We start from the raw sequence: 13875 nt of genomic DNA on the forward strand, positions 1-13875 counted from the left end.
GTGCTCAGCGCGCCAGGGGCAGCGCGGCCAGTTCCGCGACCGCCCAGGTCAGCGGGCCGAACGCGGCGAGCAGCGCGCCCGTGCGGAGCAGCGCGGCGCTCCGCAGCACCGTGGTCGGTGCCCCCAGGCGCAGCAGCGCCGCCGTGGTGTCGGCGCGCGCGTGCTTGGCCTCGACCGCCGCGGTCAGCAGGGTCGCGAGGGTGCACCCGGCCACGAGCAGCGCCCCGAGCGTGCTGAGCGGACCGAACGAGGGCCGCGCCCCGGAGTACACCGTCGCCATGGCGTACGCGCCGGACGCGACCGCGCACACCACGCCGAGCGGGCGCCCGATGCGCCGGGCCTCCCCCTGCAGGACACGCCCGGCGAGCAGCCGCACCACACCGGGGCGTACGGCCTGGAGCAGTTGCCCGCACAGATGTGTGATCGCGGGGGCGGCGAGGATCAGCCCGAGCGCGGTCAGGGCCCAGCCGCCGAGCACCCCGGCGGGGCCGCCGGCGAACCGGCCGGGCAGCGCCAGACCGGGGGCCGCTTCCGAACGGCTCGCGTACGCCTCCACGGCGAGGCCTGCCGCGAGGACGGCCGTGCCCCAGGGCAGCCCGCCGGGGGCGGGCAGCGGAGGGGCGGGCTGCTGCGGGTCCAGCGGGTGCTCCGGCTGGTCGGCGTGCGGGCCGGCCTTGGCGCGCGTACGGGCCGGCTTGCGGGGCGAGGTGCCGTCGGCCCCCGTCCGTCGGGGACGGGCCGGCCCGGCGCCCCGCGGCCGCAGCGCCACCGCGCTCGCCACGGAGGCGGCCAGCGGGACCAGGAGCAGCAGGGTCACGGCCGCGGGCAGCGGCAGCGGGTGGTCGGAGGCGAGGAAGGCCGTCGCGTGGCCGTCGAAGGACACGCCGGGCAGGTCGCCGCGCAGGTGCAGGAAGACGAGCAGCGCGAGCATCGAGCCGAGCGTGGTGGACAGGGCGGTGGTGACCGCCGAGATCGCCATCAGCCGGCCGGGGCCGAGTCCGATCGCCGAGAGCCCGGGGCGTGGCCGGGTCCCCGGGTCCGTACGCGCGACCGCGACCGCGAAGTGCACGGTGGCGGCGGCGGGCGCGAGGCACCACAGGAGCCGGAGCGCCGCGCCGCCCGAGGGGTCCGGGTGCGCCATCGCGTACCCCAGCGCGCACAGCAGCAGGAAGCCGGTGCCCGCCGAGGCGGCGGCGACCAGCAGTCTGCGCAGCTGGACGAGGGGGTGTGCCCCGCGGGCTAGACGGAGAGCGAGCACGCGGCCCGGCCTTCCGCCTCGGCGGCCGGGGGCAGGTGGACGGTGTTCACGCGCCGTCCGTCGAGCAGCGACACCGTGCGGTCGGCGAGGGCCGCGGTGTCCGCGTCGTGGGTGGCCAGGACGACCGTGATGCCGTGCGAGCGGGCCGCCGCGGTGAGCGTGCGCAGGACGTGCGCGCGGTCGGCGCGGTGCAGCGGGGCGGTCGGTTCGTCGGCGAAGAGCACCTTGGGGGCGGGGACGAGCGCACGGGCGATGGCGACGCGCTGGCGTTCGGCCTGGAGCAGGGCGTGCGGGCGCTTGCGGGCGCAGTGGCCGATGTCGAGGCGTTCCAGCCACTCGAGGGCGGCGGTCTTGGCGGCCCGGCGGCCGCAGCCGCGCAGCATCAGGGGCAGCGCCGCGTTCTCCCAGGCGTTCAGTTCCGGTACGAGGACGGGCGCGGTGTCGATCCAGCCGAAGCGGTCGCGGCGCAGCCGTTCGCGGGTGAGGGGGCCCATGGTGTGCACCGGCGCGCTGTTGAACCAGACCTCGCCCTGCTGGGGCAGCAGCTGCCCCGACAGACACTGGAGCAGGGTCGTCTTGCCGCTGCCGCGCGGGCCGCCGACGGCGAGGATCTCGCCCTCGCGGATGCCGAGCGAGACACCGCAGAGCGCGGGCGAGCCGTTGTGCTTGACGTGCAGGGCACGTGCCCAGAGCACGTCGTTGTCCGGCGGGGCCACCATCGCGTACACCTCGGTTCAGATCTGACTTGCGCTGCCGATCCCCCGGACGAGGGAACGAAGGCAGGGCCGATCGGTCACTGGGCACGCTAGGGAGTCGGGGGCGGGAGGCCGGACAGCACGCGGCCCCGGGGCGCCCATTCTCACTCGAACGGGCGGCACCGGGGCCGTTGTTGATCATCCGGGAGGAGGACCGGAGGGAGGAAGATCAGAGCTTCGTCCACGCCTCCGTCAGCACCTGACGGACGATCCCCTCGATCTCGTCGAAGGTCGACTGGTCGGAGATCAGCGGCGGCGACAGCTGGATGACCGGGTCACCGCGGTCGTCGGCGCGGCAGTAGAGGCCGTATTCGAAGAGCTTCTTGGAGACGAAGCCGTAGAGCACGCGCTCCGACTCCTCGTCCGTGAAGGTCTCCTTGGTGGCCTTGTCCTTCACCAGCTCGATGCCGTAGAAGAAGCCGTTGCCGCGGACGTCGCCGACGATCGGCAGGTCGTGCAGCTTCTGCAGGGTCTGCAGGAAGTTCGCCTCGTTGTCGAGCACGTGCTGGTTGAGGCCCTCGCGCTCGAAGATGTCGAGGTTGGTGAGCGCCACGGCCGCGGAGACCGGGTGGCCGCCGAAGGTGTAGCCGTGCAGGAAGGTGTTGTCGCCCTTGTAGAACGGCTCGGCGATGCGGTCCGAGACGATGGTGGCGCCGATCGGGGAGTAGCCCGAGGTCATGCCCTTGGCGCAGGTGATGATGTCCGGGATGTAGTCGAACTTGTCGCAGGCGAACATCGTGCCGAGGCGGCCGAAGGCACAGATGACCTCGTCCGACACGAGCAGTACGTCGTACTGGTCGCAGATCTCGCGCACGCGCTGGAAGTAGCCGGGCGGCGGCGGGAAGCAGCCGCCGGCGTTCTGCACCGGCTCCAGGAACACGGCCGCGACCGTCTCGGGGCCCTCGAAGAGGATCTCCTGCTCGATCTGGTCGGCGGCCCAGCGGCCGAAGGCCTCCGGGTCGTCGCCGTGGATCGGGGCGCGGTAGATGTTGGTGTTCGGCACCTTGTGCGCGCCCGGGACGAGCGGCTCGAAGGGGGCCTTCAGGGCCGGCAGGCCGGTGATGGACAGGGCGCCCTGCGGGGTGCCGTGGTAGGCGACCGCGCGCGAGATGACCTTGTACTTCGTGTGGTTGCCGGTGAGCTTGTGGTACTGCTTCGCCAGCTTCCAGGCGGTCTCGACGGCCTCGCCGCCGCCCGTGGAGAAGAAGACCTTGTTCAGGTCGCCGGGCGCGTAGTGCGCGAGGCGCTCGGCGAGCTCGACGGCCTTCGGGTGGGCGTAGGACCAGATCGGGAAGAAGGCCAGCTGCTGCGCCTGCTTGAACGCCGTCTCCGCCAGCTCGGTGCGGCCGTGGCCCGCCTGGACCACGAACAGGCCCGCGAGACCGTCGAGGTAGCGCTTGCCCTTGTCGTCGTAGATGTAGGTGCCCTCACCACGGACGATGGTGGGAACGGGCGCGTTCTCGTACGAGGACATGCGGGTGAAGTGCATCCACAAGTGGTCGTACGCGGTCTTGCTCAGGTCCTGTGTGCTCACGGCTATCGGGTTCCCCACATGTAGGTCTGCTTCTTGAGCTTCAGATAGACGAAGCTCTCGGTGGAGCGCACCCCGGGCAGGGCCCGGATGCGTTTGTTGATGACGTCCAGCAGGTGGTCGTCGTCCTCGCAGACGATCTCGGCGAGGATGTCGAACGAGCCCGCGGTCATCACCACGTACTCGACTTCCGACATGGCGGTCAGCGCGTCGGCCACCGGATCGAGGTCGCCCTCGACATTGACGCCGACCATCGCCTGCCTGCGGAAGCCCACGGTGAGGGGGTCCGTGACGGCGACGATCTGCATCACGCCCTGGTCGAGCAGCTTCTGGACGCGCTGGCGCACGGCCGCCTCGGACAGGCCCACGGCCTTGCCTATCGCGGCGTACGGACGGCGTCCGTCCTGCTGGAGCTGCTCGATGATGGCGAGGGATACGGAGTCCAGCTGGGGACTGCCGTTCCTGGACTCGCGGGTGGAGTCCCTGGGGTCTGCGCTTCGACTGGCCACGAGCTCACTCTGCACGAGGTCTCGACGGTTCCGCAAGGCTGTAGCGATGAAATTCGTTGTTTACGGGGACGTAGCTTGCGGATTTCGCAGTCAAGGGGTGACCGGGGGTGTTGAAAACGTGGGCCCACGGATTAGGGTGGGTGTCTCAGCGATTGGACACCTGAACTTGGAGGGCCGGCAGTGAGCACCGAGCTGCGTCGTCTGCGCAATTACATCGACGGTGAGTTCCGGGACGCCGCCGACGGGCGGACCACCGAGGTCGTCAATCCCGCGACCGGCGAGGCGTACGCGACCGCGCCGCTGTCCGGTCAGGCCGACGTGGACGCCGCCATGGCGGCCGCCGCCGCGGCCTTCCCGGCCTGGCGCGACCAGACCCCCGCCGAGCGCCAGAAGGCCCTCCTGAAGATCGCGGACGCGTTCGAGGAGCGGGCCGAGGAACTGATCGCCGCCGAGGTCGAGAACACCGGCAAGCCGATCGGACTGACCCGGTCCGAGGAAATCCCGCCCATGGTCGACCAGATCCGCTTCTTCGCGGGCGCGGCGCGGATGCTCGAGGGACGTTCGGCCGGCGAGTACATGGAGGGGATGACCTCCATCATCCGCCGCGAGCCGATCGGCGTCTGCGCGCAGGTCGCGCCGTGGAACTACCCGATGATGATGGCGGTGTGGAAGTTCGCCCCGGCGCTCGCGGCGGGCAACACGGTCGTCCTGAAGCCCTCGGACACCACCCCCGCCTCCACCGTCCTGATCGCCGACATCATCGGCGGCATCCTGCCCAAGGGCGTCTTCAACGTCATCTGCGGCGACCGGGAGACCGGCCGCGCGATGGTCGAGCACCCGACCCCGGCGATGGCCTCCATCACCGGTTCCGTGCGCGCGGGCATGTCCGTCGCCGAGTCGGCGTCCAAGGACCTCAAGCGGGTCCACCTGGAGCTGGGCGGCAAGGCCCCGGTCGTCGTCTTCGAGGACACCGACATCGCCAAGGCCGTCGAGGACATCTCGGTCGCGGGCTTCTTCAACGCGGGCCAGGACTGTACGGCCGCCACGCGCGTCCTCGTCCAGGAGTCCATCCACGACGAGTTCGTCGCCGCGCTCGCCAAGGCCGCCGCCGAGACGAAGACCGGTCAGCCGGACGACGAGGACGTGCTCTACGGCCCGCTGAACAACCCGAACCAGCTCAAGCAGGTCGCCGGGTTCATCGAGCGCCTGCCCGCGCACGCCAAGGTCGAGGCGGGCGGCCAGCAGGTCGGCGACAAGGGCTACTTCTACGCCGCGACCGTCGTCTCCGGCCTCAAGCAGGACGACGAGATCATCCAGAACGAGGTCTTCGGGCCGGTCATCACCGTCCAGTCCTTCACGGACGAGGCCCAGGCCATCGAGTGGGCCAACGGCGTCGACTACGCCCTCGCCTCCTCGGTCTGGACGAAGGACCACGGCCGCGCGATGCGTCTGTCGAAGTCCCTCGACTTCGGCTGCGTGTGGATCAACACCCACATCCCGCTGGTCGCCGAGATGCCGCACGGCGGCTTCAAGAAGTCCGGCTACGGCAAGGACCTGTCGGCGTACGGCTTCGACGACTACACGCGGATCAAGCACGTGATGACGTCGCTGGACGCGTAGTCAGTACGGTGTGAACCGCGCGGCCCCGGACGGGAGTTGATCCCGTCCGGGGCCGCGGTGTTCCCCCACCTCGTGGTGGTCAGTCGTGTCGGCTGCCGCTCGTCGTGAGTGACGGGAGGCCCGGGTCACCGGGGGTTCCGGGCTCGATGTACAGGGACTTGCCAGGGCCCGTGCCCGTGCCCGCTCCCTCGCCCGGCTCGGGCAGCGGCGGCAGGCCGGAGGGGTCCGGGAAGGTGCTGCCGGCCTTCTTCAGGATCGGCGCGCAGGTGTCCAGGGCCTCCTCGTAGGCATCCGACGTGGGGTCGAACGCGTTGCCGGTCACCTTCACGTCCAGCCGTCCAGGGGTTGGACCGGGTCGGCAGGCGCGGCCGGGCCGACCGGGCCGGCGGCCGGGGCCGTTGGTGCTGCGCACCGCCAGCCGCCGGCGGAGGTCGTCGTCGGGGCCCGCAGCATCTCCGCCGACAACCTCCACCGGCGACTGGCGGTGCGGGGCCCCGACGACGAGCTCAAGGCCATGGCCGACACCTTCGACGACGTACTCGCCCGTCTGGAGGACGCGTTCGAGGCGCAGAAGCGGTTCGTCGCCAACGCCTCGCACGAACTGCGCACCCCGCCTCATCGACGCCCTGCTGACCCTTGCGCGCAGCCAAGGGGGACTTCAGCGAAGGGAGTTCACGGTTCTCGCGGCGATCGTGCGTGAGCGGTTGCCCGGGGACGAGGTGCGGGTCGAGGCCGAACTGCATTCCGCGCCCGTGTTCGGGGATCCGCAGCTCATGGAGCGCCTGGTGGCCAACCTCGTCGACAACGCCGTACGCCACAACCATCAGGAAGGAGCGCGGAGTTGGATCCGGCTGTGGACCGGGCTGGACGGCGGGCGGCCGGTCCTGCGGATCGCCGACAGCGGTCGGGGTCTCGGTCTCGGTCTGTCCATCGTCGTCGCCGTGAAGGTCACGCTTCCGCCGCGCTGACTCCGTATGAGGAACCGCACGAGGTATCCACGCGAGGCGATCGCCCGAGGTAACCGCACGGAAATGAGGCGATCGACAGGGTGTCGGGTCGGCGCGCGACCGCTCGACGCAGCGTCCATTGTTCGCGCCGAGTCGCAGCAGGCATGCTGCCGGGGTGCCAGAGATTCGGAAGACCTCGCCCCTGTCCCGCCGGTCCCTGCTGCGCACCCTGGGCGGGGGTGCGGCGCTCGGGGCCCTCGCGGGCTGCGGGGTGCCCGCCGCGTATGTGTCACCCGGCGACCGCGCCGGAGCCGACCTCTCGGCCCACGACAAGAAACTGACCTGGGCCAACTGGCCGCTCTACATAGACACCGACGACAAGGACCACACGAAGCGGCCCACGCTGGACGCGTTCCGCAAGCGCACCGGGATCTCCGTCGACTACATCGAGGAGATCAACGACAACGACGAGTTCTTCGGCAAGATCAGCCCGTCCCTGATGAACCACCAGCAGACCGGCCGCGACCTGATCGTCATCAGCGACTGGATGTGCGCGCGCTTCGTCCGGCTCGGCTGGGTGCAGGAGATGGACCGCGCCAGGCAGCCGAACGTCGCCAAGTACCTCGACCCGCTGCTGAGTCGGCCCGCGTTCGACCCGGGCCGCAAGTCCACCGTGCCGTGGCAGTCGGGTATCACCGGCATCGCGTACAACCGCCGCAAGCTCGGCCGCGAGATCAACCACGTCTCGGACCTGTGGGCCTCCGACCTCAAGGGCAGGGTCACCCTGCTCTCCGGCCTCGACGAGGCGTTCGCGCTGCTCATGCAGGGCAACGGCGTCGACATCACCCGGTGGAAGGCCGACGACTTCCACACGATCTGCGACCAGGTCGAGAAGTACGTGCACAGCGGCCAGATCCGCCGCTTCACGGGCAACGACTACACCAAGGACCTGGTCAGCGGTGACGTACTGGCCTGTCAGGCGTACTCGGGCGACGTGATCCAGCTCCAGGCGGACAACCCGGACATCCGCTTCGTCGTCCCCGAGGAGGGCGCCGAGCTGTGGTCCGACTCGCTGATGATCCCCAACCTGGCCCGGCACAAGGCCAACGCCGAGAAGCTCGTCGACTACTACTACGAGCCCCAGATCGCCGCCGAACTGGCGTCCTGGGTCAACTACGTCTGCCCCGTCCCGGCCGCCCAGCACGTCCTCGCCTCCTCCAAGGACGAGGACACCGCAGCCCTCGCCGAGAACCCGCTGATCTTCCCCGACGCCACCATGCGGAAGCGGCTGGCGATCGCGCGCGACATCACGTCCACGGAACGCACGGAATTCGCCAAGCGCTGGAACGCGATCGCGGGACTCTGACGGCTTTGCCATCTCTTTACAACCCGGTCTCCCGCTGCCTCGTCTCTTCGCACGATCCGTAACTCAGCCCGCCGGGTCACCGGGCGGGCGGACCGACGAAAGAGAGCGATTCATGCGCCGAACTGTCCTCAGCACCATGGCACTCGCGTGTACCGCCGTGCTGGCGAGCACGGTGCCCGCCTTCGCCAGTGGGGCGAGCCCGGTCCCGACGGTCCATCCGACCGCCACCGCCGCCCCGTCCCAGGCGCCGGCCGGCAGTGCCACCCCGAGCGCCGCCCCGAGCGCGGTGCCGACCACCCGTCCGGCCTCCGGCACCCCGTCCGCGGTTCCGAGCGTCGGCACGCCGACCCGGGCGCCGTCCCCGGCGCAGGTCGCCGTCGTGCCGAAGGGAGCGCCCGACACCGGTGTGACGCCGACGGCGTCGAAGTCCGGAGGCCAGGGCGGCCTGATCGGCGGGGGTGCCGCCGCGGCGTTCGTCATGGGTGGCGCGGCGGTCTTCGTCGTACGTCGCCGGCGGGCGACCGGGGAATGACCTCGCTCTCCAGGCGCGCGTTCGTCACCGCGGCGATGGCCTCGCTGCTCGTGAGCTGCGGCGGCCACGGGACCGACTCGACCGCGCCCGAACACCCCGGGAGCGCGCCGGTGCCCTCGCGGACCTCCGCGAAGGCCGCGCACGGCCTCGGGCGTTCGGTCCCGGTCGGGTTGCGGATCCCGGCCATCGGGGTCGACACCCCGGTCATGCAGCTGGGGCTGGCCGCGGACGGCAGCGTCCAGGTGCCCCCGATCACGGCGCACGACCGGGCGGGCTGGTACCGGAACTCGCCGACGCCGGGTCAGACCGGTCCGTCGGTGATCCTCGGCCATGTCACGGTCGGCACCTACGGGGACGGGGTCTTCCGCCGTCTCGCGCAGTTGCGGAAGGGTGACCGGATCGTGGCGCGCCTGGAGAACGGCAGGACGGCGGAGTTCACGGTCGACGCCGTACGGACGGTCGCCAAGGCCGACTTCCCGTCGGACGAGGTGTACGGGGACGTGGACCGTCCCGAGCTACGGCTCATCACGTGCGGAGGGGCCCGTACCGGTACGGGCTACCTCGACAACGTGATCGTCTTCGCCGCGCTGAGCTCGGCGACGCCCTGACCCGCCGGGAGCGGTCCCGGGCCGATGGAACGCACGCCGTCGGCCCGGGCTCTTTTCTACGAGTGCCCGCACGACGTCACGACCATGGAGAGCTTTGAAACGGTCCCGCGAGAAGGCCGCGTCCGAGCTGTTCGCCGCCCTCTATCCGCGCCTCGCCGGCTGGTGCCGCCGTCTCGTCGACGACGACGAGACGGCCCACGAGATCGCCTCGGAGGCGTTCACCCGGCTCTGGGCCCGCTGGACGTCCGTGGCGGAACCCCGGGGCTTCCTCTACGTCACCGCGGCCAACCTCGTCCGGGACCACTGGCGCAAGCTGGAGCGCGAACGCAGAGCCGTGCACCGCGCCACCGCCGAGGCCGCCGTCCGCCCGCACACCGAACAGTCCGACCCGTCCGTACGCCTGCTCGTGCAGTCGCTGCCGGAACGACTGCGCGTCCCGATCCTCCTGCACTACTACGCTGACATGCCGATCCGGGAGGTGTCCGTGCTGACCGGACGCAAGGAAGGAACCATCAAGGCCGACCTCCACGCGGCCCGCGAACTGCTCCGCGCCCACCTGAGGAGAAGCCTTGATCACACACTCTGACGAGGGTCCGGACTCCGAACCCGACGATCCGCTCGCCGTCATCCTGCGGCCCGCCTCCGACTACCTCGGCCCGCCCCCCGGCCACTACGAGACGATCCGCCGCGGCGCGGCCCGCCGCCGGCTGCTGCGCACCGCGGTCGGGGTCGGGTCGGTGTGCGCCGTCGCCGCCCTCGTCGCGCTGCCGATCCGCCTGTCGACGTCGCAGGCACCCACGTCCCCGACGGTCCCGCTCGCCCCGCCCTCCGAGGGCCGTCCTTCGCCCGTGCCCCCCAGCCCGTCGGCGTCCCCCGTGCCCTCCGACCCCAGCCGCACGCCGGAGAGTCGGACGGCCGGTCCCACCCCGGGGAACGGGACGGCGATTCCCACCCAGGCGGCCCGGACGACCGGCCGCGCCACGACCCGGCCGGCCGTCCCCACCCCGGCACCGTCGACGCCGTCGTCGACACCGACCACGCCCGTCGCCCAGCCGTCGATCGCGCCGAGCGGTTCTTCCCACCGTTGACCGGACGACCCGCACTCCGTTGACTAATCAACGGAGTGTCGATACCGGGTGTTAATTTGGGGAAATGGCTCTGCGCAACGCGGTGATGGCCGCGCTTCTGGAGGGCGAGGCGTCCGGATACGACCTCGCGAAGGGGTTCGAGGCCTCGGTCGCCAACTTCTGGATGGCCACCCCTCAGCAGATCTACCGCGAGCTGGAGCGCATGGAGGGCGAAGGGCTCGTCTCCGCCCGCGTCGTGCAGCAGGAACGCCGGCCCAACAAGCGGCTCTTCTCGCTCACCGAGGCCGGACTCGAGGCGATACGCGCCTACACGGCCGAAGTCCCCAGCAAGCCGACGGCGATCCGTGACGAGCTGATGGTCAAGGTGAGTTGCGTCGACATCGGAGACGCCGAAGCCGTACGGGCCGGGGTCGTCGAGCGTGTGGAGCGGGCCGGCGTCAAACTGGCCCGCTACCGGCGCGCGCAGGAACGCATGCTGGCCGGCCGCAGCGAGGAGGAGTACCTCGCCACCGTCGAACGCGTGGGCCCCTATCTCACCCTGCTCGGTGGCATGGCCCTCGAGCAGGCGAACCTCCAGTGGGGCGAGACGGCCCTGAGGAGGCTCGACCAGCGGGCCGAGGCCCTCGGAGCCACGGCTCGCGGCTGACAGCTGACAGCTGACAGCTGACCGGCTGACGGCTGAGGCTCCAGGTACCCCGTGCCCGTCCCCCCTGGGTCAGCGGCCCGGGTCGTAGGCGAGTTGCTTGACCAGGCGCAGGGTCAGGGCGGTTTCGACGGCCTGGACGCCGGCGAGGGCGCCGATCTTCTCACTCAGATACGTGTACAGCTCCCCGCTGTTGCGATAGACGGTCGAGGCGACGATGCCGGCCTGACCGGTGATCGCCGCGGCGAAACGCACCTCGGGATGCGCGGCGAGTGCCCGTCCGACGTCGGCGAGGGCGGCCGGCGCCACGGTGAGCCACAGCATGGCCTCCACCTCGTGGCCGAGGGGTTCCTGGTCGAACTGGACGTCGAAGTAGAGCACCCCGGTGGCCCGCATGCGCTCCAGACGCCGCTTGACCACCGACTCCGACTGGCCGGTGGCCGCCTGGAGTTCGGTGAGCGTGGCGCGCCCGTCGCGGACGAGTACGGCCAGCAGCGCCTCGTCGGCCGCCTCCAGCGTGAGGGGGTCGGTGACCGGCTCGACCGGCGGTGGGCGCAGGGCCGCCTGCTGGTCGGGGGCGAGCCCGTTGGCCTTGTTGAGCCAGTCCAGCTGTCCGCCGTAGAACGAGTGCAGCACGCAGTGGGCGCTGACCGAGACGACACGGGGGGTGCGCTGCAACCGGTCGAAGAGCAGTTCGTCCCGGGCCTGTCGGCTGCGCGGCTTCATCGCGCACATCACCTCGGTGCCGCCGGAGATCAGCGAGACGTACGAGGTGTCGGGGCGCCGGGCGAGCGCGCCCGCCAACTGTTCGGCCACGTCCGGGGTGCAGCGCAGCCGGACGATCCAGTTGGTGCGGCCGAGCCGGCTCTCGTCGATCACGCCGAGCACCCGCAGCCGTGCCGTGGTGCGCAACCGCCGCAGGCGCCGGGCGACGGTCTGGTCGGAGACCCCGAGCACCTCCGCGATCCGGGTGAGCGGCGCCCGTCCGTCGATCTGGAGGCACTGGAGCAGTCTCAGGTCGAGTGCGTCGAGCGCGCGGGACGGCATCGGCTCCGCCTCCTCTCGCTCCATGCGGACTCCCGAAGTCAATGATCGAGCATGACGGCGAGGCCCGGGACCAGTGTGGTCCCGGGCCTCGTACGGGCGCCCGTTCCGTCCCCACGAAAGGGCGCCTCCAGGGACTGTCCGGCGGAACATGCCGCCGGACGCGCCCTGGTGCCGGGGTCAGCCGCGCTGCCCCAGCCGGGGCTCCGCCGCCCCGGTCTCCTGCGGCGCCGCGGGCGGGGCGCCGGATCCGGCCACCGGCCTGGTGACCGACTGCCGCGGGCTGCGCAGCAGGACGGCACCGACCGCCGCGGCGACCAGGGTCAGTGCCGCGGCGATGATCAGGCACAGGTGGAGGCCGTCGAGGAAGGCCTCGGACAGGGCGCCCAGGGCACGGCCCCGGTCGGCGCCCAGGTTCATGCCCGCGACCGCGCCCAGGCCGTTCGCGTCGACCGCGGAGGTGACGCTCCGTACCGTCGCCGCCGGCAGACCCACGTCGGCGAGGTGGCCCGGCAGGGTGTGCAGGGCCCTGGTGGACAGCACGGCGCCGAGGACGGCCGGGCCGAGCGCGCCGCCGACCTGCCGGAACGCGCTGTTCCCGGCGGCCGCCATACCGGCCTGGCGCAGCGGTACGGAGGCGACGGCCGCGGCCGTCATCGGCGTGATGACGAAGCCGAGGCCGAGGCCGAGCAGGGCCAGCCGCCAGGCCAGCGAACCGAACGACGTACCGGCGTCGAGGGACGTCAGCGACAGCAGCGAGGCCGCGGTCACCAGCAGCCCGCCGGTGATCAGGACGCGGGGCGACACCCTGTGCATGAGCCGTCCGGCCGGTGCCCCGACGAGGATGCACATCAGCGTGACCATCAGCATCCGGGCCGCCGCCTCCAGGGTGCTGAGCTGCTGCACCATGCCGAAGTAGAGGCTGAGGGCGAAGAAGAAGCCGATCAGGCCCAGGAAGCTGATCATCGCCACGAGCGTCGTGGCGGTGAAGGCGGGGCTGCGGAAGAGCGTCAGGTCCAGCATTGGGCTGTCACTGCGCCGCTCCGCCAGGACGAACGCGACGGCCGCGACCGCCGCCGCCACCAGGGCCACGACCACCTTCCCCTCGGTGAAGGAGCCGGCGCCGCCCTCGATGACGCCGTAGACCAGTGCGGTGATCGCCACCGCGGCGGTGATCTGGCCGGGCCAGTCCAGACGTCGTGAGCCGGGGGCGCGCGAGTCGGTCACCAGCCGGGCCGCGAAGGCCATCGCGAGGAGCGAGGCGGGGACGGGCAGCAGGTATATCCAGCGCCAGGAGAAGTGCTCCAGGATCAGTCCCGCGATCACCGGGCCGAGCGCCAGCGCCGCCATCAGGGCCGTGGCCCACAGCCCGACGAACTTGCCGCGCTCTCGGTGGTCGGGCACGGCGTGGCTGATCAGCGCCAGCGTCGTGGGCAGCAGCGCGGCGGCGCCCAGACCGGCGAAGGCCTGACCCACCCACAGGACCTCGATCGACCGCGCGCACAGCGCGATCGCCGCCCCCACCGCGCTGAACGCGAGACCCGCCTGGAAGACCTTCTTGCGGCCGTGGACCTCGCCGAAGACACCTGCGGTCAGGATCAGCGCGGCCATGGGCAGTACGAACGCGTCCGAGACCCACGACAGTTGGGCGGTCGACGTGTTCAGCGCCCGCTGGATGGCCGGCAGACTCACCGAGACGGTGGTCACCGGCAGATACGCGACGAACACGCCCACGCAGGCCATGACGAGCGTGGCCGCCCGCCGTTCCCGCGGCTCGTGCGCCGTTGTCGTGACGTTCACGGAACTCCCTCTCCCCTTGCGGCGCACCGCACCGCGATCGCTCGATACGGCGCTCACCTTCGGGGCCGCCTGCGGGCCGGGGCCAGCCAGGGCGGGGGGAAACCTGGAAATTCGACATTCCGGACCCGGTATCCCGGGATTTCCGTGATCGCTGTCAGGACGCGATTGCTGTCA

Annotated in this window: 15 protein-coding genes; 8 read left to right on the top strand and 7 right to left on the bottom strand. The window is 71.4% G+C overall.

What is annotated here, in order from left to right:
* Positions 1-4: 4 nt before the first annotated feature.
* The 4 genes from AQJ27_RS21480 to AQJ27_RS21495 form a co-directional block, all read right to left on the bottom strand.
* Complete coding sequence (locus AQJ27_RS21480) at positions 5-1258, bottom strand: hypothetical protein (protein ID WP_067371149.1); 1254 nt, start codon at positions 1256-1258, stop codon at positions 5-7.
* Positions 1240-1977, bottom strand: a complete 738-nt coding sequence (locus AQJ27_RS21485; RefSeq protein ID WP_067371380.1) for an ABC transporter ATP-binding protein — start codon at positions 1975-1977, stop codon at positions 1240-1242. Before AQJ27_RS21485 ends, AQJ27_RS21480 begins: the two co-directional genes overlap by 19 nt.
* Before the next feature lie 205 nt (positions 1978-2182).
* A complete protein-coding gene (locus AQJ27_RS21490) occupies positions 2183-3565 on the bottom strand; it encodes an aspartate aminotransferase family protein (protein WP_079065132.1) in 1383 nt (460 codons plus the stop codon).
* Positions 3550-4068 (bottom strand): Lrp/AsnC family transcriptional regulator, encoded by a 519-nt coding sequence (locus tag AQJ27_RS21495; protein ID WP_067371154.1) that lies wholly within the window; start codon positions 4066-4068, stop codon positions 3550-3552. Before AQJ27_RS21495 ends, AQJ27_RS21490 begins: the two co-directional genes overlap by 16 nt.
* A gap of 165 nt (positions 4069-4233) precedes the next feature.
* Between AQJ27_RS21495 and AQJ27_RS21500 the strand changes: the two genes are divergently transcribed.
* Positions 4234-5673 (top strand): gamma-aminobutyraldehyde dehydrogenase, encoded by a 1440-nt coding sequence (locus tag AQJ27_RS21500; protein ID WP_054235337.1) that lies wholly within the window; start codon positions 4234-4236, stop codon positions 5671-5673.
* Positions 5674-5752: 79 nt separating this feature from the next.
* Here AQJ27_RS21500 and AQJ27_RS58720 read toward each other — a convergent pair whose 3' ends face one another.
* On the bottom strand, positions 5753-6271 hold the full coding sequence (locus AQJ27_RS58720; protein WP_067371156.1) for a hypothetical protein: 519 nt from the start codon (positions 6269-6271) through the stop codon (positions 5753-5755).
* Between the two features lie 94 nt (positions 6272-6365).
* On the opposite strand from AQJ27_RS58720, the gene AQJ27_RS58725 reads away from it, so the two are divergent.
* From AQJ27_RS58725 to AQJ27_RS21540, 7 genes are all read left to right on the top strand, one after another.
* Entirely contained in the window at positions 6366-6641 is a 276-nt protein-coding gene (locus tag AQJ27_RS58725) for a sensor histidine kinase (protein ID WP_235613542.1), read from the top strand.
* A 154-nt stretch (positions 6642-6795) separates the two neighbouring features.
* Complete coding sequence (locus AQJ27_RS21515; RefSeq protein WP_067371161.1) at positions 6796-7986, top strand: polyamine ABC transporter substrate-binding protein; 1191 nt, start codon at positions 6796-6798, stop codon at positions 7984-7986.
* A gap of 112 nt (positions 7987-8098) precedes the next feature.
* Positions 8099-8518: a Tat pathway signal sequence domain protein gene (locus AQJ27_RS21520; protein WP_067371163.1), complete on the top strand. Its 420-nt coding sequence runs from the start codon at positions 8099-8101 to the stop codon at positions 8516-8518.
* Positions 8515-9126, top strand: coding sequence for a class F sortase (locus tag AQJ27_RS21525; protein ID WP_067371165.1), 612 nt, complete (start codon positions 8515-8517; stop codon positions 9124-9126). The genes AQJ27_RS21520 and AQJ27_RS21525 overlap by 4 nt, the downstream gene beginning before the upstream one ends.
* 94 nt (positions 9127-9220) lie before the next feature.
* A complete protein-coding gene (locus tag AQJ27_RS21530) occupies positions 9221-9712 on the top strand; it encodes an RNA polymerase sigma factor (protein WP_054235333.1) in 492 nt (163 codons plus the stop codon).
* Entirely contained in the window at positions 9696-10214 is a 519-nt protein-coding gene (locus AQJ27_RS57920; protein ID WP_079065135.1) for a hypothetical protein, read from the top strand. The genes AQJ27_RS21530 and AQJ27_RS57920 overlap by 17 nt, the downstream gene beginning before the upstream one ends.
* A 64-nt stretch (positions 10215-10278) precedes the next feature.
* Positions 10279-10860 carry a PadR family transcriptional regulator gene (locus tag AQJ27_RS21540; protein WP_067371169.1) on the top strand — a complete coding sequence of 194 codons (582 nt, stop codon included), beginning with the start codon at positions 10279-10281 and terminating at the stop codon, positions 10858-10860.
* A 69-nt stretch (positions 10861-10929) separates the two neighbouring features.
* On the opposite strand, the gene AQJ27_RS21545 is transcribed toward AQJ27_RS21540, so the two are convergent.
* Together AQJ27_RS21545 and AQJ27_RS21550 are read right to left on the bottom strand one after the other, a co-directional pair.
* The gene (locus AQJ27_RS21545; protein ID WP_235613541.1) at positions 10930-11928 is read right to left on the bottom strand and encodes an Lrp/AsnC family transcriptional regulator; all 999 of its coding nucleotides are present in this window, start codon (positions 11926-11928) and stop codon (positions 10930-10932) included.
* 153 nt (positions 11929-12081) lie between these two features.
* Positions 12082-13701, bottom strand: a complete 1620-nt coding sequence (locus tag AQJ27_RS21550; RefSeq protein WP_235613540.1) for an MFS transporter — start codon at positions 13699-13701, stop codon at positions 12082-12084.
* Positions 13702-13875 lie beyond the last annotated feature (174 nt).

Source organism: Streptomyces olivochromogenes, assembly GCF_001514115.1.
GTDB lineage: Bacteria > Actinomycetota > Actinomycetes > Streptomycetales > Streptomycetaceae > Streptomyces > Streptomyces olivochromogenes.

Excerpts from the sequence above, each read along its gene's own strand:
- AQJ27_RS21545 (WP_235613541.1), bottom strand. The coding sequence starts at position 11,928 with ATGGAGCGAGAGGAGGCGGAGCCGATGCCGTCCCGCGCGCTCGACGCA.
- AQJ27_RS21485 (WP_067371380.1), bottom strand. The coding sequence starts at position 1,977 with ATGGTGGCCCCGCCGGACAACGACGTGCTCTGGGCACGTGCCCTGCAC.
- AQJ27_RS21520 (WP_067371163.1), top strand. The coding sequence starts at position 8,099 with ATGCGCCGAACTGTCCTCAGCACCATGGCACTCGCGTGTACCGCCGTG.
- AQJ27_RS21540 (WP_067371169.1), top strand. The coding sequence starts at position 10,279 with ATGGCTCTGCGCAACGCGGTGATGGCCGCGCTTCTGGAGGGCGAGGCG.
- AQJ27_RS21525 (WP_067371165.1), top strand. The coding sequence starts at position 8,515 with ATGACCTCGCTCTCCAGGCGCGCGTTCGTCACCGCGGCGATGGCCTCG.